General features: G+C 49.0%; 15 protein-coding genes. 9 read left to right on the top strand and 6 right to left on the bottom strand.

The window, feature by feature from the left end; all coding sequences use genetic code 11:
- Positions 1-103: 103 nt before the first annotated feature.
- From HP552_RS28225 to HP552_RS28190, 8 genes are all read left to right on the top strand, one after another.
- Entirely contained in the window at positions 104-1,120 is a 1,017-nt protein-coding gene (locus HP552_RS28225) for an NAD-dependent epimerase/dehydratase family protein (RefSeq protein ID WP_175398682.1), read from the top strand.
- Entirely contained in the window at positions 1,120-2,211 is a 1,092-nt protein-coding gene (locus HP552_RS28220) for a dihydrodipicolinate synthase family protein (RefSeq protein WP_175398681.1), read from the top strand. The genes HP552_RS28225 and HP552_RS28220 overlap by 1 nt, the downstream gene beginning before the upstream one ends.
- Complete coding sequence (locus HP552_RS28215) at positions 2,208-3,080, top strand: Gfo/Idh/MocA family protein (protein ID WP_175398680.1); 873 nt, start codon at positions 2,208-2,210, stop codon at positions 3,078-3,080. Before HP552_RS28220 ends, HP552_RS28215 begins: the two co-directional genes overlap by 4 nt.
- A 69-nt stretch (positions 3,081-3,149) precedes the next feature.
- Positions 3,150-4,739, top strand: coding sequence for an extracellular solute-binding protein (locus HP552_RS28210; protein ID WP_175398679.1), 1,590 nt, complete (start codon positions 3,150-3,152; stop codon positions 4,737-4,739).
- Positions 4,740-4,828: 89 nt separating this feature from the next.
- A complete protein-coding gene (locus HP552_RS28205; RefSeq protein WP_175398678.1) occupies positions 4,829-5,806 on the top strand; it encodes an ABC transporter permease in 978 nt (325 codons plus the stop codon).
- Positions 5,800-6,663, top strand: a complete 864-nt coding sequence (locus HP552_RS28200; RefSeq protein WP_175398677.1) for a carbohydrate ABC transporter permease — start codon at positions 5,800-5,802, stop codon at positions 6,661-6,663. Before HP552_RS28205 ends, HP552_RS28200 begins: the two co-directional genes overlap by 7 nt.
- Positions 6,664-6,689: 26 nt before the next feature.
- Entirely contained in the window at positions 6,690-7,697 is a 1,008-nt protein-coding gene (locus HP552_RS28195) for a zinc-dependent alcohol dehydrogenase (RefSeq protein WP_175398676.1), read from the top strand.
- Positions 7,698-7,722: 25 nt separating this feature from the next.
- Positions 7,723-10,980, top strand: coding sequence for a PQQ-binding-like beta-propeller repeat protein (locus HP552_RS28190; protein WP_175398675.1), 3,258 nt, complete (start codon positions 7,723-7,725; stop codon positions 10,978-10,980).
- 355 nt (positions 10,981-11,335) lie between these two features.
- Here HP552_RS28190 and HP552_RS28185 read toward each other — a convergent pair whose 3' ends face one another.
- The 6 genes from HP552_RS28185 to HP552_RS28160 are packed head-to-tail and all read right to left on the bottom strand — an operon-like array spanning position 11,336 to position 18,485.
- A complete protein-coding gene (locus HP552_RS28185; protein ID WP_175398674.1) occupies positions 11,336-12,313 on the bottom strand; it encodes a formylglycine-generating enzyme family protein in 978 nt (325 codons plus the stop codon).
- Between the two features lie 25 nt (positions 12,314-12,338).
- Positions 12,339-13,811, bottom strand: coding sequence for a sulfatase family protein (locus HP552_RS28180; RefSeq protein WP_175398673.1), 1,473 nt, complete (start codon positions 13,809-13,811; stop codon positions 12,339-12,341).
- Positions 13,808-15,358 carry a sulfatase gene (locus HP552_RS28175; protein ID WP_175398672.1) on the bottom strand — a complete coding sequence of 517 codons (1,551 nt, stop codon included), beginning with the start codon at positions 15,356-15,358 and terminating at the stop codon, positions 13,808-13,810. The genes HP552_RS28180 and HP552_RS28175 overlap by 4 nt, the downstream gene beginning before the upstream one ends.
- Positions 15,359-15,365: 7 nt before the next feature.
- Positions 15,366-16,232: a carbohydrate ABC transporter permease gene (locus HP552_RS28170; protein WP_175398671.1), complete on the bottom strand. Its 867-nt coding sequence runs from the start codon at positions 16,230-16,232 to the stop codon at positions 15,366-15,368.
- Between the two features lie 9 nt (positions 16,233-16,241).
- Complete coding sequence (locus HP552_RS28165; RefSeq protein ID WP_175398670.1) at positions 16,242-17,135, bottom strand: carbohydrate ABC transporter permease; 894 nt, start codon at positions 17,133-17,135, stop codon at positions 16,242-16,244.
- A gap of 48 nt (positions 17,136-17,183) precedes the next feature.
- Complete coding sequence (locus tag HP552_RS28160; protein ID WP_175398669.1) at positions 17,184-18,485, bottom strand: ABC transporter substrate-binding protein; 1,302 nt, start codon at positions 18,483-18,485, stop codon at positions 17,184-17,186.
- A gap of 220 nt (positions 18,486-18,705) precedes the next feature.
- On the opposite strand from HP552_RS28160, the gene HP552_RS28155 reads away from it, so the two are divergent.
- Positions 18,706-19,665 carry an AraC family transcriptional regulator gene (locus HP552_RS28155; RefSeq protein WP_175398668.1) on the top strand — a complete coding sequence of 320 codons (960 nt, stop codon included), beginning with the start codon at positions 18,706-18,708 and terminating at the stop codon, positions 19,663-19,665.
- Positions 19,666-19,934 lie beyond the last annotated feature (269 nt).

Below are 19,934 nucleotides of genomic sequence, written 5' to 3'. Positions count from 1 at the left end.
ACCAGTTGACAGATAATGTGGCATATGCTAATTTCTTATTGAAAATAAGTACCACATATGATCCAATCATAAGGATTTAACAAGGAGAGGTGACCTTATTCGGATGAAGACCGTGGCTGAATTGGAAGCAAAGCTTTCGGAGGCATCAGACCGGCTAATCAACGACTTACATAAAGTGGACGGGGATCTTCTTATTTTAGGTGCAGGTGGAAAGATGGGTCCAAGTCTTGCTAGATTGGCCGCGGAAGCCATCAAGGCGGGAGGAATGAACAAGAAGGTGACAGCTGTATCCCGATTTCAGGATCAGGAGGTGAAGAACGATCTGGAAAAGGCTGGAGTAAAGACGATTTCCTGTGATCTTTTAGACGATCAAGAGTTAATGCAGCTGCCTGAAGCGGACAACGTCATATACATGGCAGGCAACAAATTTGGTACAACGGGTAGAGAATATTTTACGTGGGCAATGAATACTTACTTGCCCGGAAGAGTGGCAGAAAAGTATAAAGATTCGCGGATCGTCGTTTTTTCTTCAGGGAATGTTTATCCCTTCTCCCCAGTGGGTCTCGGCGGAGTAGATGAATCGGTAACCCCTGAACCTCTCGGTGAATATGCACAATCCACACTGGGGAGAGAGCGGATATTTGAATACTTTTCTCACAAGTATGGCACACCGATGCTGATGTACCGCTTGAACTATGCCATTGATTTACGCTATGGGGTGCTGCTCGAAATTGCCAAAAAGGTGCACGAAGGCAAGGAAGTGTCGCTTGCGATGGGGCATGCCAACGTAATATGGCAGGGAGATGCCAATGAAATTGCGATAAGAAGCCTGCTCAAGTGCCAGAGCCCTCCCGAAATTTTGAATGTAACCGGCCCTGAAACCATGTCGGTTCGCTGGACAGCGCAGCAGTTTGCCGAACGGTTCGGTCTTGCACCATCATTTGAAGGAAGCGAATCCGAAACGGCTCTGCTCAGTAATGCAGCCAAAGCGTATCGCGAGTTCGGTTATCCGAGAGTAAGCTTGCTGGAAATGATTGATTTCATTGCCGAATGGGTTGAATCAGGCGGACATACATGGAATAAACCAACCCATTTTTCGGAAAGGAAGGGGAGGTTTTAATGCACAAAACACAAGCGTCACTTACCCCGGAGCAGGCAGCTGCTCTCCATGAAGGCCTGGTCATCCCGGCTCATCCGCTGGCCTTGAATGAACGCAGAAAGCTGGATGAAGTCTATCAAAGACTGCTGACAAAATACTATATCGCTTCAGGAGCTGGCGGAATTGCGGTTGGCGTGCACTCAACCCAGTTCGAGATTCGGGATCCTCAGGTTAACCTCTATGAACGGGTGCTCCGCTTGGCCGCGGAGGAAACGGAGCAAGCTCGTCTGAAACGTCCGTTCATCAAAGTGGCAGGCATTTGCGGGGACATAGAACAGGCGGTGGAAGAAGCCAAAATCAGCAAAGGCCTTGGATATGATGCTGCCCTGCTGAGCATGGGTGGACTTGACGGATGGAGCGAGAAAGACCTGCTTCGGCGTACGGAAAGGATAGCCGATATGATGCCGGTGATCGGATTTTATCTTCAGCCTTCTGTCGGCGGCCGTATGTTGAGCTTCGCTTTTTGGCAGGCTTTTGCCGAAATCGATAATGTCGTCGCCATCAAAATAGCTCCTTTTAACCGATATCAAACCATCGATGTCGTGCGCGCGGTTTGCTCTTCAAGCCGTCGGGATAAAATTGCGCTGTACACGGGAAATGACGACAACATCCTCATAGATTTACTCACAACCTATCGCTTTGATATGGAAGAAGGCACCATTGAGAAACAGATCGTGGGCGGGTTGCTGGGTCACTTCGCTGTATGGACACATAAAGCGGTCCAGCTGCTGGAAGAAGTGAAACGACTCCGCAAGCAGGAAGGATCGCCGTTGTCACCGGAATGGCTCACACGCAGCGTGGAGATCACGGATGCCAATGCCGCTTTTTTCGATCCCGCCCATCAGTTTGCCGGCTGCATACCAGGGATACATGAAGTTCTACGAAGACAGGGTCTCATGAGAGGGATATGGTGCTTAAATCCACAGGAGAACTTATCCAAAGGGCAAAAAGAGGAAATCGATCGTGTATACCTCCAGTATCCTCACCTTCATGATGACGATTTTGTGAAGCAGCATCTGGATGAGTGGCTTAGGCTTGCTTCTCAGCCATGAATATCGGAATTATCGGACTTGACAGTTCGCATGCCCTGGCATTTACCCGTATTCTTCACGAAAGTCAGGAGACTCTTTTTTCAGATGTGACCGTGACGGCTGCATATGCGGGCGGATCTCCGGATTTTCCACTTAGCGTGAGCCGTGTTAACACTTTTGCCGCCCGGATGGCGCAAGAATATGGAGTGAGATTGATGCCCACCGCTCAGCAAGTTGTGGAAAGCACCGATGCCATCTTTATCTTAAGTGCCGACGGAAGGGTGCATCTGGATCAGTTCAAGGCAATCTGTCCTTACCGTAAGCCCGTATTTATCGATAAGCCTTTTGCTTTATCAACAGGAGACGCAAGTCAAATCATCAGACTCGCAGAAGAGTATCAAACCCCGTTAATGAGTGCTTCAAGCTTACGTTATGCAGAAGCCCTGCCTGAATGCACAAGAGGGGACATCTTGGGTGCGGACGTATATGGCCCAATGCACGTCGAATCGACACAGGGACATTATTTTTGGTATGGCATCCATGCGGCAGAACTGCTGTTTCGAATCATGGGCCCCGGATGCAGGGAAGTAACAGCCTTATCCACGGATCACAATGATCTCATTACCGGAACCTGGAAAGAGGGGAGAATGGGAACGATCCGCGGAATCCAACGTGGCTCAGAGTCTTTTGGACTAAGCCTGCACACCAGAAATGCCACCCGGCAAGTCCCGCTTGAACCGAGTTATAAAGAACTTCTAAAGTCTGTCATGAACTTGTTCAAAAACGGTGTATGCACTGTTCATCCCTCCGAAACGCTCGAAGTCATCCGGTTTTTGGAATGTGCAGAGCAAAGCCGTCTACAAAAATGCACCGTCCTCATGGAAATGTGATAAAGCCTTATACGGGGTGACCCCTTGCTCTTGTTAATCAGATCCACCTATCTGAAGGAGGAATGTTTGATGAAGCTGAAAAAGAGGATTTCCATGCTGCTTGCGATCACGCTGTTAACCTCAATCCTTGCCGCATGCACCAGCGGTACGGACAAAGGCGGTTCTGCCGCCTTGCCGCCCCAGGAACCTGGACAGTACGGTGATACCGGCGGCTTGACTCTGCCCCTTGTAGATGAACCGACTACCATCACTTACATGCTGCCAAGCAACGCAAAAGATCTCGGTCCGAGCAAACTGGTCGTCCAGGAGCTTGAAAAACGGACCGGTATTAAAGTTAACTTTCAAACCTATTCTCCGCAAACCTATCAGGATAAATTAAAAGTTATTGTCGCCTCCGGTAAGCTGCCGGACATTTTTACAGGGCTTAAACCGGCCGAACTCAAAAAAATCGGTAGACAAAAAGGTGTAGCTGCCATCAATGAATACGCCGATCAGCTCCCTAACTTCAAAAAGTTATATATGGAAGAAAACGACTGGGTCATCAAATCCTTCGGCGATGAAGCCGGCAATGTTTACACCTGGCCAATTTACAATCTGAATCGCAAAGTGAATCATGGATTCATGTACAGGAAGGATATCTTTGATGAGCTTGGTATTAAGGAATGGACGAACACGGACGAGTTTTACGAAGCTATGAAAAAAGTAAAAGAAGCGTATCCCGATTCCTACCCCTACGCATCAAAAAGCTTAGCCAATATCTTCAGAGATTGGGCTTTCGGGTGGGGGCTCGGCAACACAGATCAGTACCCGGCCTATTACGATGAAAAAGACAGCACCTGGAAGTACGCTGCAGTACAGCAAGAGCATAAGGATATGCTCGATTTCATGAAGAAACTGTACAACGAAAAACTGCTTGATCCGGAATTTTTGACGGATACGCAGGATTCCTGGACGACCAAGATGACGACGGACAAATCGTTTGTCACTTTTGACTGGATTGGACGCCTGGATCTCTTTTACAACCAGATCAAAGAGCAAAATCCAGACTATGACCTCAGGTACGCCAATCCCGTCGGACCGACCGGCAATATCAGAACCCTGCCAGAAGTTTCGGATTTCAGCATTGCTGTAGCCAAAAACAAAAATACGGAAACTTCGCTCAAACTGCTCGACTATCTGACCAGCCCGTCCGGAAGTGAACTGATGACCCTCGGGGTGGAAGGGGTTAACTTCGAATGGGGCGAAGATGGATATCCAGTATACCCTGAACTCATGGATCTTCCACTTGTGGATATTACCGTGCTTGAGGATCGTTATGCCATGTGGCTGGAAGGAGCTTACCTAAGACCAGACCATCGAAGCATCTACTATCGTTTCTCGGAAAAAGAGCAGGAGGCACAGGATAAAATCGTGAACGAGGATCGTTTCGAACCGCTTGATCCCATCCTTAATTTTACGGACGAAGAAACGTCCAAGATTGCCGAGCTGCAGACCTCGCTGCAAAAATCAGCTGAAGAATTTAACGCGAAATATATTCTTGACGCCGGATACGGAGATGCCGAGTGGGAAGGTTTCAAAGCCCAAATCAGCAAAGGCGGCGTGGAGGAACTGATGACGATCTATAATGAAGCTCAAAAAAGATACGATGAGTCCAAATAAAAGGCCTTAAGCCTGTGAATTCAACAGGAGAGGACGATGCATGGAACGGTTCTCTCCTTATGGGAAAAGGTATTGGAGGCGAAAATCTTATGGCAGACATCGGCACGGAACATCCGACATCTTACCATAATGCTGTGCCCAAGAAGAGCTTCAGAAGCCGTCTAAGAAAAACGTGGAATCATATCAAGCGCGACAGGCAGCTGCTTCTGCTGTTTCTTCCCTGCATCCTATTTTACGTCATCTTTCGTTACGGGCCACTATATGGGCTGATTATTGCCTTCAAAGACTACAGCGTATTTACGGGAGTGCTTGGCAGCGAATGGGTGGGATTGGAGCATTTTATCAAGTTTTTTACGAACCAAGATTTCTGGATGCTGTTCCGGAACACGCTGCTCCTTGGGTTGTATTCGCTCATTTTCGGTTTTCCTTTTCCGATCATGCTGGCCCTTCTGCTGAACGAGGTCAGAAACAAATGGTTTAAAAAATCGGTTCAAACCTTCAGTTATTTGCCGGCATTCCTGTCCGTCGTCATTATCAGCAGCATGATCATCGATTTTCTCTCTCCGAACCAGGGTATTTTGAATCAAATGCTGGCTGCGTTCGGTTTCGAGAAAAAATACTTTCTCGTTGATCCGGGGTGGTTCCGTCCAATCTATGTCATTTCGGAAATATGGGCGAACGCGGGATACGAATCGATCATTTATCTGGCGGCGATTGCGGGGATCAGTCCGACGCTCTATGAAGCGGCCAAGGTGGACGGGGCCAGTCGTTTCCATATGGTTCGCCATGTTACGCTTCCCGGACTATTTCCCACGATGCTCATCATGTTTATATTGAAAACCGGTTCCTTGATTCGTGTCGGCTATGAGAAAGTGCTGCTGCTTTATAATCCGATGACGTATGACGTAGCGGACGTATTTTCAACTTATGTTTACCGAAAGGGATTGCTTGAAACGAATTACAGTTACGCAGCTGCTGTAGGGCTTTTCGAAGCGCTGGTGGCAATGGTGATGCTATTATCCGCTAATGCGATCAGCAAACGGCTGGGAGGAAACGGCTTATGGTAGGAGAGCGCAGAATATCTATTTTTGGAGTCATTAATACGCTGATACTCAGTCTTGTTGCTGTAGCGACACTCTATCCCATCGTGTACATTACAGCCGTTTCTTTAAGTGATACTGCAGCGGTCGTTCAGGGTAAGGTATTCCTTTTTCCTAAGGGTCTTAACTTGGAGGCTTATGTCGAGGTGCTTAAAAATGACACGATTCCAAGAGCCTACCTGAATTCTATTTTTTATACGGCATTCGGCACGTTTGTGAATTTACTCTTTACGGCTGTCGCTGCTTATCCCTTGTCCCAAAAAGGATTTTTCGGACGTAAGTTCTTTATGATGACCATTGTTCTAACCATGTTCCTGAATCCAGGCATTATTCCCACTTATGTGGTCGTGCAGCAGCTGGGGTTAACGGATTCGGTTTGGGCCCTTGTGCTTCCCAATGCCATCTGGACAATGGAGCTGATCATTTTAAAAAGCTTTTACGAAAACATGTCTTCCCAGATACGCGAAGCGGCCCTGATTGACGGCGCTTCCGAATACCGGATTCTGTTCAACATTGTTATTCCTTTATCCAAGCCTGCGCTTGCTTCCATCGGTCTATTTTATTTCATGGGCCATTGGAACAGCTTTTTCCTGCCGCTGATTTACTTGAACGATCCCGATAAATACCCTTTGCAGGTTGTGCTGCGGGATATGTTAATCTACAGTGCAGAAAACGATGCGGGACTCGTGGATCGTTCGGCTCTGGCCCCTCAGTCCATCAAAAATGCAACCATCGTGCTTTCCATGATCCCCGTTCTGCTCATCTATCCGTTTGCCCAGAAGTACTTCGCTAAAGGGGTGATGCTCGGATCGGAAAAAGGCTAAATAGACATGAGGAGGAACCATATCTAATGAAAATCGTTGCCGCGAAGGAAGGAAAAGTCACGATACTGCAAGCGGAGATACCCGAACTGAACAAACGACATGTCCAAGTGAGAACCGAATATTCAGGCATTAGTCCCGGTACGGAGATGAGTGCTATTAAGAGATCTGGTTTATCTCCCGTATATCTTGGCTATAGTGCGGTCGGGATTGTGGAAAAAACGGGAAGTGAAGTCAGGGATATTCTTCCGGGAGATCGAGTGGCATGTTACGGTGTGCCTTACGTAAGACATGCAGAAGTGATTACGGTACCGACCAATCTGGTAACCAAAGTGCCTCATCACGTCAAACCTGAGGAGGCCGCCTTTACAGGGCTTGGGGCTATTGCCATACATGCGCTGCGTACAGCCGATGTGAAGTTCGGCGACAAGGTGCTTGTCGTTGGACTGGGTATTCTCGGTAATCTTGTCGCCCAAATTGCCTCAGCCGCTGCATGCCACACTGCTGCATACGACCTGAGCGAAGCACGGGTGCAGCTTCTTCGGGAGCAAATGGGAATTGAAGCAGGCTTTTCAAGTGAAGAGGAAGTAGAACGTTTTGTGTTGAACGAGACGGGGGGAGTCGGATTTGACTCCATCCTCTTATGCGCTGGCGGGCCCGGAGAAAAGCTGATTAACAAGTCGCTTGAGTGGCTTCGTGACCGGGGAAAAGTCGTGATCGTCGGTGATTTGTCCATGGAGTTTTCAAGAGATTTGATGTTTCGCAAAGAAGCGCAGGTCCTGATCTCAAGAGCGGGCGGGCCGGGAAGGTACGATATGCAGTATGAGAAAGACAATCAGGATTATCCCATTGGTTTTGTGCGGTGGACGGAAGGAAGAAATATGGACGAGTACGTAAGGTTGCTTGCCGAGAAGCGAATCACAGTAAGTCCCGCCATCACGCATATGTTTGCTTTGGAAGAGGCGTTTGAAGCCTACGGAAATTACCAATCCGACTCAGCTCAAGGAGTCCTAGCCACGTTGATCAAGTATTTTTAATGACATGAAGAAGGGGAGATAAGTGATGAAAAAGCCTTTTTTCAACCTGATCACCATGTTCATGAGTTGTTTACTTGTTTTTGTAACGTTTCCCGTACAGCCTGCTCCTGCTGCAGCAGAGGCATCCAAACTTGCTCAAAAAAACTTCAGTGAACCCGAAGAACTGCTTGTTCCCAACAACTACACCGTAGCTGTCTTTAACGGAACCGTAGGTTACGAGGATGGAAAACCCGTGATGTATGCCACGAGCAAAGGTAAGCCAGGTTATCTGAATGTGATAGACCTGGATGAGTACAAACTGCTTCGGACCGTTTCCCTTGCGCCATCCGAAAGCTCATGGGCTCATACGGTTGCGCCGAACGGTACGCTTTATGTGGCGGCCGAAGGATCGGGTGCACGATTATGGGAGTATTCTCCAGTCACCCATGAGGCCGTGCAAGTGGCCTCATTTGATGGAGAGTCTGTCTCCAACAGCATCACGACGGATGAACTGGGGAGAGTATACGTCGGGACTTATCCTGGCGGCAAAGTTTGGCAGTATGACCCTGCTACCAAGCAAGTGAGGGATTACGGCCGCGTTATTGGCGCGCTGGATCAGGAGTATGTCCGCTCTATAGCTTACCAGGGAGGATATATTTATGCCGGTACGGCCCACGAACAAATCGTGCGTGTGGATCTGGCTACAGGTGAGAAAACGAATATCGCCGCTTCGCTTAACGTCAAAAACGATACGGTATACGATCTGAGTACGATTGATAACCGTTATTTGTTCGCCCGTTATACGGACGGAAGCGGTATACCGGGTGAAGGTTACATCTACGATACGACAACAGGATCATGGCTAGATGTGGAGCTCCAGCAAGTAACCGGCCTTCATGCGACCGACTCGGTGGATGGAAAGCTGTATTATATGTCAGAGAAAAAACTGAAAACCTTTGACCTTGCGACGCATCAAGAAGAGGAAACAGGCATGACCTATGAGAGTGGGTTCAGGGGGGCCGACTGGGTAGAGTTTCAGAACAATTCAGAACTGCCTGGTAAAACGCTCGTTACGGTCCGTTATGACGGCGGGGTAGCCATGCTGAATATCGATACCAAAAAAGTAATTGTAAAACCGCCGATTATCCCGGGACTTCCGGGCGTTGTCAATCGGCTTCAAAGTGTATCAGATAAACAGCTGATAACAACAGGTTCTCAAGCCAGGTCTTCGTTGGTTGACTTGGAGACCATGACGGCAAAGCCTTTCAGCATAGGTCAGGCGGACAGTGTGTACCCGGTTGGAAACAAAGTCTATATGGGTGTCTATCCGGAAGGTGGCTTGTACGTTTATGATCTGAATCAAGAACCTGGGAGTGCGAATCCGCAGCGTCTCGCGGTGCTCGGGAACGATCAGGAACGGCTAGTGCATATGTCTGAAGGGGACGGTAAACTGTTTATTTCGACCATCTCTGGATACGGGACATTGGGAGGATCGCTAACAGTCCATGATACAGTGACAGGGGAAACCAAAGTCCATCGCAATGTGGTTCAGAATCAGAGTGTGCTCAGTACCGCTTATGTGGACGGAAAGATTTTTGGATCAACGACCATCAGGGGCGGACTGGGCTCCACGCCAAGCGAGCAGGAGGCTAAAATTTTCGTATGGGATGTCGAGAACGAGCAAAAAATTACGGAGTTTACCCTGGATATTCCCGAGCTTATCGATCCTATTTTCATTGGGGACCTGTCTCTCGGACCAGATGGATTGATCTGGGGAGCATCCTATGAATATATTTTTGCGATCGATCCGGACACATACAAACTTGTAAAATATAAAAAAATCTATCCAAAACTTTATTACACCCAGTGGCATCATCATCCGATGCGTTGGTCGGAAGACGGACTTCTGTATGTCCTGTTTAACAACAAGCTAACGGTAATTGATCCGGAAACGCTGGATTTCAAAACATTAACGGATGCATCGAGATTTGATCTTGGAATGGATGGTAATCTGTATTTCACTGATCTCGCAACGAATACGGTTCTGTATAGAATTAATATCGATGGAGAAATTGTATCCGATCCGCCGGGGGTGCCTTTGCCGGTAAACAATGCCGGGGTGGAGCTGGTGCCGGATGGGAACGGAAAGCTGCCGGGCTGGACTTCGATGTTTGCGACCAGCGGAGATGCTCATTTTGAGAGAAGCGGCGACAAGCGTTATGCGGGTGACTACAGCCTGAAAACAACGGATCTGATTCGTACTGCGTCCGTCGCGGTGCAAAGCGATCCTATCGCAGTATCACCTGGAGGAGAGTATACCGCTAGCACCCAAATTTATATTGAATCAGGCCAGCCTGGGTTCATGTTCAGATTTTATAATGCGGAAGGGCAGAGTTTATCGACTTTGGAAACGCATCTGGATGAATCGCGACTCCACCAATGGCAAAAAGTAACCCTACGCGGTACGGCACCGGAAGGAACGGCTTATGCCAGACTGATTGCTGTAACCAGCCGCTATAATATTTCAACAGCTTACTATGACGATTTTTCTGTAACTTTTAAGGATAATACGGCTCCCTTGACTGAACATACCTTTAATCCAGAGGCAAATGAGCAGGGCTGGCACAATGGAGATGTTTCCATAACGTTGAACTCGGAAGGAGCAGCCTCTCTCTTCTACGAGACTACGGGTGCTGAGAGAATTGATCAGCGTGAGACCGTTGGCAGCAGCACAGGATTTACAGTAAGCGCAGAAGGTGTAACATCAGTAACGTATTGGGCAGCGTCGGCTTATGGCGTGTCCGGGGTGCCTTCGACTATTGAAGTCAAGATAGACAAAACGGCCCCCGTAATCGAATTTTCAGGAAAACCCGTTTATGAAGTGGATGATGTGATTCGGATCGAATGCTCCGCTCAGGATGCATTATCAGGTATAGCCAAAAGTGATTGCGATGCTGTGCTTGCAGATAGCCCCGCCTATTTGACGGGTCTGGGGGTGCATTTGGTCAATGCATCCGTGGATGATATAGCAGGGAACGCGGAAAACTCCTCTTTTTCTTATGAAGTGATTCTAACCTATGAGGGCATAGCAGGACTTATAGACAAGTTCCTGGCTAATGATCAAGCGCTGGCTGAGAGGCTGAAGGAACAATTGATTAAAGTACAAAGAGCAGAGGAATCGGGTAGCGAGGGAGGGAAAAAAGGCGCATTAAACGGATTTATCCATCAAGTGCAAGCCAAAAGTGGTAAGGAATTAGCACAAGAACATGCTGAGCTGTTGGTACAACTTGGGTCCCAAATTTAATCTCCCGATTCCGGAACAGGACAGCATGCTGCATGAAACACTTGAAACCTTTGTCCACGAAAAAAGATTATAGAGCGTCCGGTCCACGTATTGCAGGAAGGCTCTAATACAGGGTGGTACCGCGGTCTCTCGTCCCTTTGGACGAGGGGCTATTTTTTTATTAAGTAGATGAAATGTGGATTCAATTTCGGCCGTACTCACCAGGAAACAAGAACTCTCGAAAGTCTGCTATTCGCCCCGATCGAGGTAAAATTCTTGGTGTGAGTAGAATCATAATTGCGATGTGATGTAGTAAAAGCCAATTACCATGGCAGCGGGCTTTTACTCGTCCATCCCAAATTTGTTCTACACCAATTTAGTGAGCAACCACTCGAAAACCGCAGTTCCCCGACGAACTGTCTGGTGTATTTCCAGTTCGAGCGGCAACGCGATACCGATTGCAATACGAGTGGTGACACAGATAAGATCCACCGCGCATCGAAACTTTGTCCGAATGTCCTGCAAATAACGGATTACGTGTATCGGTAATTTCGTGATACCTGTGCGTGAAACGGTCAAGGCACCATTCCCATACGTTCCCGGCCATATTGTATAGCCCATACCCGTTAGGTTGATAGGCATCAACGGGCGCCGTTCCCGCGTAACCGTCCTCCACCTTATTTTCATGTGGGAACTGTCCTTGCCAAATGTTGAACTGGTGTTCACCACCGGGCAGTAGTTCATTGCCCCATACGTACGTTTTCTCTACCAAACCGCCTCTAGCTGCATATTCCCATTGTGCCTCGGTTGGCAGGGAAGTGCCGGACCACGCGCAATAGGCCAAGGCATCGTTCCAACTAACGTGCACGACGGGGTGGTTAGCCCGTCTCTCGATGTTAGAATCTCTTCCTTCGGGACTGTGCCAGCATGCGCCTTCCACGACAAGCCACCAAGGCACACCATAAGGCACGCGTTGTACTTCATTTCGAACCTTATCTGACGCAAGCCATTCAAAAACGTACGACCAGCCGAACTGTTCCGCCTCGGTCACGTAACCAGTCTCCTGAATAAATTCTGCAAAATCTTGATTAGTTACCGCATGGGGAGAAATCAAAAAATCATCCACTTCCACAGTTCTAGCCGGGCCTTCGCCGTCCGAGGAGAAGCCCTCCAGGTCATTCGTTCCCATGATGAAGATGCCACCTTTTATGCGAACCATGCGGTCCTGAAGTTCAGCTCGCACAGTTTCTGTACTGGTGCCCAGCTCCGCGTGAGGAAAGGGGAGTGGACCTGTCACAATTCCGACGGAATTGCGCGTAGCAGAACAGCAGCATTCGTCGTTAGTTATTTTCATCCGTGCTCATGCTCCTTTCGCTCTATTATTCACGTTGTGCGCGTTGATGAGGAACGACATCACAAGTCCCCTGGTAAAAATCGAGCATGCGCTCCTTTAATTTTAGCAATTCTTGCGCGAGGGAAGGATCGTTAATCCGGTTATAGGTCTCACCCGGGTCGAGAACAAGATCGTATAACTCGTCTAGCTCGTCATACCTTCGCACGTACTTGTACCTCTTGGTACGAATCATCGTTGCTTTGGTATGCTCTGGACCTTCGCTGCGCTGCGTTTCACCTCTTGGCCAATACAGGCTATTTCGGTCTTCGTTGAATGGCGTCGATTCATTACAGTGCAATTCGTCACGTAGTCGGCCGCCCTCACTAAACACGGCATCCCGATGTTCCGTCAGTTGCCCGCCAATGACACCGCGAAGTGAACGACCGAAATGGGTGTATCCTTCGTCAATGTCCGCATAATCGTATACCGTGGCGCACAAATCTATCAGCTCGATCATAGCATCCGAAATACCGGGCCTCAATGGTTCACCTGCGGGTGGTTTTACGATAAAAGGGACGCGGGTCAGGCAATCCTCGAACGTGTTTTGCGTTTTTTCCACCAGCCCGTAATCTCCCGTGAAATCGCCGTGATCCGAGAAAAAGAAAATAGCTGTATCTTCGTAAATCCCCGCGTCTTTCAGAGCCTGGACAAGCAGGCCGAACTGTTTGTCCACTCTGGCACACATGCCGTAATACGTTGCTCGCAGTTCGTCCCAACGTTGTTCGGTCCATCCATGCAGCTGCATCTTATCTCTCAGTCCAGTTAACATGGATGGTTTACCTCCCCAACTCGGCTCTGCGACTCGGGGTGGAAGCAAGGAACGGTTAATCAAACTGTACCATGGTTCTTCTACGGCATAAGGTGGATGAGGGTATAGGATTGGCAGATAAATGCATATAGGCTGATCGGACGGTGCGTCTCGGATTAGATCAATCGCGCCATGGATATGAGCCCAATCCGAATCGGGGTAATGAACCTCTCCGTCGCCTTTCTCGATGTTACCAACGTAAAACGAGTAGAATGTATCTTCATGGGGTTCGCCACGCTTCCAATCCGGCCCAAACATGCGAGCAGTGGAATCAGGAGGGACATGCTTGACGTCACAATAATCGTCATAGCCCGATTCAGGATCAATCAGGTCGTTTTTTCCGCCCCACCAGACGAAATAGCCAGCCTCTTTTAGTTTCTGCAGCAACATGGGTTCATCCGGTTTAAGCAAGTGATACATGGTCCGGTGTCCTCTTACATGAGGATACCATCCTGTCATAAAGGAGCAGCGACTCGGCGTGCACACCGGATTCTGACAGAAAGCACGGCTAAACGATACGGCATCTTCGGCCACGAACTGGTCCAGATTCGGAGTTCGAGCTGCCGGGTTCCCAAGGTGGCCGAGGACGTCGCCCCGCCATTGATCCGGGTTAAACAGGATGATGTGTGGACGTTTCACTTTCGCAGTCATGATTGATGCTCCTTTACTCCTTCGTTACTCCGTTTACTCGAATGAGTTACTTCCTCGTCACGAGTGCTGCACGGTTTGAGTCCCAATCGCTCATATTGTTCGATCGGCGCATCGTTCTCTTGCATATGCCAGATGAGCAAAGCGACCATTTTGGCCTCCAGCTCTTCATCCTGGATTGGATGTTCCTGGCGAGGGTCTGTTTCCAGGTCAAATAGCAGCGAGCCGAACTGGTGCAGCGTCCCCCGGCCCGCGCTTCTGATCTTCAAGACCGGCGTACCTTTGGTAAACGAAAGTGGTCCAGCAAGTTCCATATCCTGCAACTCTGATGGGCTGAATCGGCTCCGCATATGTGTAGGCATTAGGGTGTAATCATACAATGGCTGGTTGTCCTCACGTACAGCGGCACGCATATATACGTAGCGCCCATCCGTAACGCATACGTGGCCGCCATGCAATCCGAACAGGGCTGCTTTGCGCACGGGTAGATCACTGGTGATTGTGGCACGAAGGGACTGACCCTGCATATCTGATGTAGGCTGGACCCCGAAATAATCGAGCAGCGTTACGGGTAGGTCGATGGTTTGAACAAGGCTGTTTCTCCGTTCCCCCTGAACCTTGCTGCGCGGGTCCCAGATAAACAGCGGCGTGTGAGCAACCTCATTGTAAAAAGGCTGTACGCATTTAGCCCAGTGACCGTGCTCGCCAAGCAAGAAGCCATGGTCCGTATTGACGATGAGTAACGTATTTTTCCATAGATCCAGCTCGTCCATAACATCCAGCACTTTGCCGAGGTGGTCATCACACATAGTGAGCAGGGCTGCATAACGATGCCGCATGCGCTCTACCTCGTCATCCGTTTCGCTGACGGGGCCATAAGCTGGCCAATCATTCCCGCGATCACCGATCAGCTTCGGATACAGGCTGCGGAACGACTCTGGACTGTAGAACGGCTCATGCGGATCAAACGTCTCCAGCTGCAGGAACCAGCGGTTCTGCTGAGCATTACGACGGATGAAGTCGATGCCCAGCTCAAAGGTCTGTGCCTGCGGAAATTGTTCCTCGGCTACGATATGTTTTCGGTTGATTCGGTCGTGATGAAGGATCTTCTGATACGTCAATGGGATGCCTGAGTTAGGCTTTCCTTCGGTAGCCTCTGGGCTTACCTCGCCTTTCCAAGGGTCTCCTTCCTGACCACGTACGAATTCAAAACTTTCATAACGGGGGTGATATGTACCTCCGCCATCTTCCCAGTAATGTTGGTGATCTGTCACGAGATGAGTATATACACCTGCTTGCCCAAGCAGCTCGATCGCAGAATCGTCGAACGGTTCCAGGGGACCCCAGCTTCGGTGGAGGAAATTATGACGACCTGTGTGCAGTTCCCGGCGTGCCGGCATACACGGCATGCTGCCAATGTAACTGTTCAAGAAGACGGCGCTGCGCTGAGCAAGCCTATCGAAATGGGGCGTTTGCACCCAATCGGGTGCGCCATAGGGGGAGAGCATATGCCGATTTAACGTATCAAACATAACCATAATTGCTTTCATGCAGAAATCATCCTTTCACACCCGAAGATACCACACTGCGGATGAACTGTTTTTGAAATAGGAAAAAGGCAATGACGATGGGCAAGGACACCATCAGCGTAGCGGCCATCAACAAGTTGTATTGAACCTGATATTCGCCCCGGAAAACTTGAAGGCCGAGCTGGATCGTCCGCATGGACGGGCTGCTGGTGTAGATGAGTGGGTGAAAGAAGTCATTCCACACTCCCACGAATTTGAAAATACCAAGTGTGCCGAGCAGCGGCCCGCTCAGAGGAATGTAAATGTAGAAAAACAATCTTAGAATACCGGCTCCATCGATATAAGCCGCTTCGTCTAGCGCCCGGGGCACTTGTTGGAAAAATTGTCGTGCCATGAAGATGCCGAACGCACCAGATAGCTCAGGAATGATCAGAGCGTAATAGCTATCCAGCCAGCCAGTTCCTCCACTTCCAAGCCAGTCGTTGCCGCCAAAGAATGGAACGGACTTCAGCAGCAAGAATTGGGGGATGATCGTAACTTGTGCCGGAATCATGAGGCCGAGCAATAATAATAGGAACATGAACTGGCTTCCCCGAAAGCGGAGTCTGGCAAAAGCAAACCCGGCAAGGGTATTCAATAAAAGACTTCCACCCACAGCGATGGCGGTGACGATAGTGCTGTTGCGGAAAAAGAGACCCCATTCCGCCATGCCCAATGCTCGGGCATAATTGTCGAATTGCAACCCGGAAGGCAAGATCGCCGTACTACCCAATCCAAACTCATCATCCCCCTTCAAGGAAGTGAAGATGAGCACCAAGAGCGGCAGTATGGACAGCGCGGTGACGAAGGCGAGCGCGGCATAGGCTAAAGATCGTTCTAGTTTTGTCGGTTTCATGTCATTCTCCTAATCTGAGGCAGAATTACGTCCGCCCAGCCAGTACTGCAACAGCGTGACGGCCAGCGTGACCAGCAGTAAAAAGACGGCCATTGCCGAAGCGTATCCCATGCGGTATTCCTGAAAGCTGGCATTGACGATCTGGCTGACGATCGTTGTACTCGAATTGGCAGGGCCGCCCCCGGTCAGAATGTATACCAGATCGAAAACCTGAAACGATCGAATGGTTGCAATGATAAAGAGAAACAACAGCATGGGCTTCAGGAGAGGAATTGTAATGTAAAAAAACTGACGCAAGCTGGAAGCGCCGTCGAGCGCGGCTGCTTCATACAAACTTACGGATATACCCTGAATACCGCCGAGCAGAACAATCATACAAAATCCAATTCCTGTCCATATGCCAATCACAATGATGGAAGCAAGGGACGTATCGGGACTGTTCAGCCAGTTTCGCCCGGTAATGCCGATGAACGACAGCCAGCGGTTCACTGGCCCGCTGGACGGATCTAGCAGCCAGAGCCAAGTCATGGCAACGGCAACGGACGACAACGTGCCAGGTAAGTAGATCAAAGCACGGAAAAGGGGAAGCAGCTTCAGTCGCATGGACATGAGGACAGCCAGAACAAGGCCGATGGCCATCGAGGGCAACACGGTGCCGAGCCAGTACCATGCGGTGTTTCCCACCGCTTTGGCGAACAGCGGATCTTGGAGTAGACGTACATAATTGTCGAGCCCTTTCCATACAGGGGGCTGCAGCATGGAGTAGTCCGTGAAGCTCAGGTAGACGATCCAAGCGATCGGAATCAGCCCGAACCACACGAACAGCAGCATGCTCGGAAAAACAAATAGATAGGGGGATACGCGATTCAAGCCTTTATTCATCGTTACACGTCCTTTGGGCAATAGAGATGCCCCCATTCCAGCCATAATGCTGGATTAGGGTGCGCATAGTTACTGGATGGACTTAATTTCGTCCCCTGCAAGCTCGGCGTTGGTCGTTAAAGCATCTTCCACCGATTTGGAGCCATTATAGGCTTCTTCGAGGGCTGTTCTGAGATATTTAATGTTCACCGACCAGTATTTCGAGGCGATATACCCCTGTGCATCGTTCATCGCTTCGTAGATGACCTGGTTTTGCGGGAAGTTTGTCAGATACTCATCTTGAATGGATTGCAAAGGCGGGAGTGCTCCCGTCTTGGAAGTATAAGCAATTTGATTGTCGGGGCTGAACCAGAACTTGATAAATGTCCAAGCTTCTTCCGGATACTTAGATGCCTTGGCTGCCGTCAGAAACGTGCCCAGCATAAGCGATGTGCGTTCTCCATTTGGTCCAGCTGGCGGAAGTGCCCAATCCACTTGCTCCTTCCCAACGGATTGAATCAGGGATGCGATGTTGGAAGGAGAGACGAATGCCATCGCGGCCTGCCCTTGAGCGAAAGGTGTTCCTCCGGTCTGCTGCTGGTTGCTGGCTGTGAATACACCTGCTTTGTACAGTTCGGTGAGTTTCTTCACCAGAGCGATGGACGTTTCCGAATCAAAGGTAGGATTGCCTTCCTGATCGTAGAAGTTCTCCCCATATAAAAGGAGAAGAGATAAATAGGATTGCTCGCCGTTACTTGTTTGGATATCTAGTCCGGAACGTATGGTCTGTCCGTTCTGAACCACTTTCAGCTGATCAGCGTACTGGAATAGCTCATCCAGGGTTTGTGGCGGAGATTCCGGATCCAACCCGGCTTCGGTCAAATAATCTTTACGCCATGCAAGAGGGCGCAAATCCGGTATCAACAACCCATATTGTCCGTTTTCCCATTGTCCTGCCTTAAGGATATCGGGGTAGAAGTCAGTTGTTCCTTCCCACTGGTCTTTCTCAATGTACGGTTGCAGGTCCAGATATTTGCCTTGATCCACCGTAGATATCAGCTGTCCGAAGCCGAGACCGTGTACGTCTGGCTGCGTACCGCCCGAATAGGCTACGGCGAGTTTCTGGAAGTATTGGTCCCAAGGGACCGAGGTCAGATTCACTTTGATATTGGGGTTCTGTTGTTCAAAGGTCTGGATGGACTCTTTTACGGCATTTACGGTCACTTGGTCGGTTCCCGGAAACCAGAAGTTTAGTGCTATCTTTCCGGTTTTCTCTCCTTTATCGGTGCTGGAAGCGTTAGGTTGGCCACTACTCGTCAGACCGCATCCGGAAAGTAGCAGACCTAGGACGATTGTAGTCATGATGGCGCGAATGAGTGAGTTTGCTTTCATTAATGTTTCCCCCTAGATTGTTCATCATCGTCGTTTGAGTCTGGGTGCTTCTCCATGCGTACGGTCAAAACACATCACAAGTATTCCGACTGAAATACTTGATTTTTAAATGTTTAATGCCTATGATTATAGCACTCCAAAAAACAAGAGTATTTACTCGGAAAACGCGAATTGTTGTCCATTATGCAGATTTGCTCAATTTAGATAGGGAGAGAGGATCATGCAAAAAAACACCCATGTAATGGATGTATTTTCGAAGGAACGGAATGACCGCTGGCATTCCCAAACTCGTCAGAGTCTCGAATTCGATACACGAAACTTGCTGGAGCAACTCTCCATCCAGATCAGATGGCTCAAAGAATGGAATGTGCGGGAAGGCCATACCGGACAGTTTGTTTTTCCTTATACCGCCATTTGGCTGGTTACCGGAGGAGAGGCGACCATCTTATATGATCAAACGCTGTACACGATCGGGAAAGGGGACATCGTATGCATTCCGCCCCAAACATGCCAGTCTTGGCATAGCATAGATGATTCGGAACCTTTTCATTATTATGCCTTTGCTTTAGAGGCCAAGATCGGACTTCTTGATTTTATCCGCCTGTACCGTTTTCCTCGGGTGGTGTCTGCAATTGACCCGTCAGCCTTCCGCAACCTGCTGCAATTGTGGCACTCCATCGCTGATCAATGCATGTCCTATATTACAGTGAAGGAAGGGCGCACGAACGGTTTGCAACAAGCGAAACTGGACACGAATGTAACCATCCAGTATTTGAAAATGCAAACGCTTGGTTTGTCGTGGTTACTCCAATTGTTCGAGACGTTGCGTCCTACCTTGCCAGATCAGCCCGTGTTATATGATTACCGGATTTACCAAGTATGCAATTACGTTGAGGAGCATCTGGACGATCCGTTGACACTGGATGATCTGGCCGAACGAGCCAATCTTGGGAAGGAGCAATTTAGGTCCCTTTTCCAACAGACTATTGGGACTTCTCCGATGAAATATGTACAACTTATGCGCATACAGCGGGCCAAGGAGCTTCTATCCTTGACCGTATATCCGATCAAGGAAATCTCGGCTCAGGTTGGTTTCGAGAGTCAACATCATTTCTCCCGTGCCTTTCGTAAACACGCTGGTATATCGCCGCTTGAATATCGTAAGCATCATACAGAGTAGGATAGGGCAATAACCAATCATAGGGGAACGTATATGCTCATTAAGACAGAGATGGCCAACGAGAATTAGATTTTCAATGTACATTTCAAAAGAAAAATTGAAAATTCAGTCAAAGACAAATGGCATGAAGCGATGAAAGGGAGTGTATACATTTTCTACTATTCACCTCCGGACATAACTTAGGAGCATCAAATTAGGTCACATAGAGTTCTTCATTGTCTGGAGAATCCATGAACAAAAAAAGATAGCGATATATAAAACCGATATGA

The sequence above is a fragment of the Paenibacillus xylanilyticus genome (assembly GCF_013359935.1).
GTDB lineage: Bacteria > Bacillota > Bacilli > Paenibacillales > Paenibacillaceae > Paenibacillus > Paenibacillus xylanilyticus.
The sequence above is the reverse complement of the archived record's forward strand: the minus strand, read 5'-3'. Positions and strand labels throughout refer to the sequence as shown.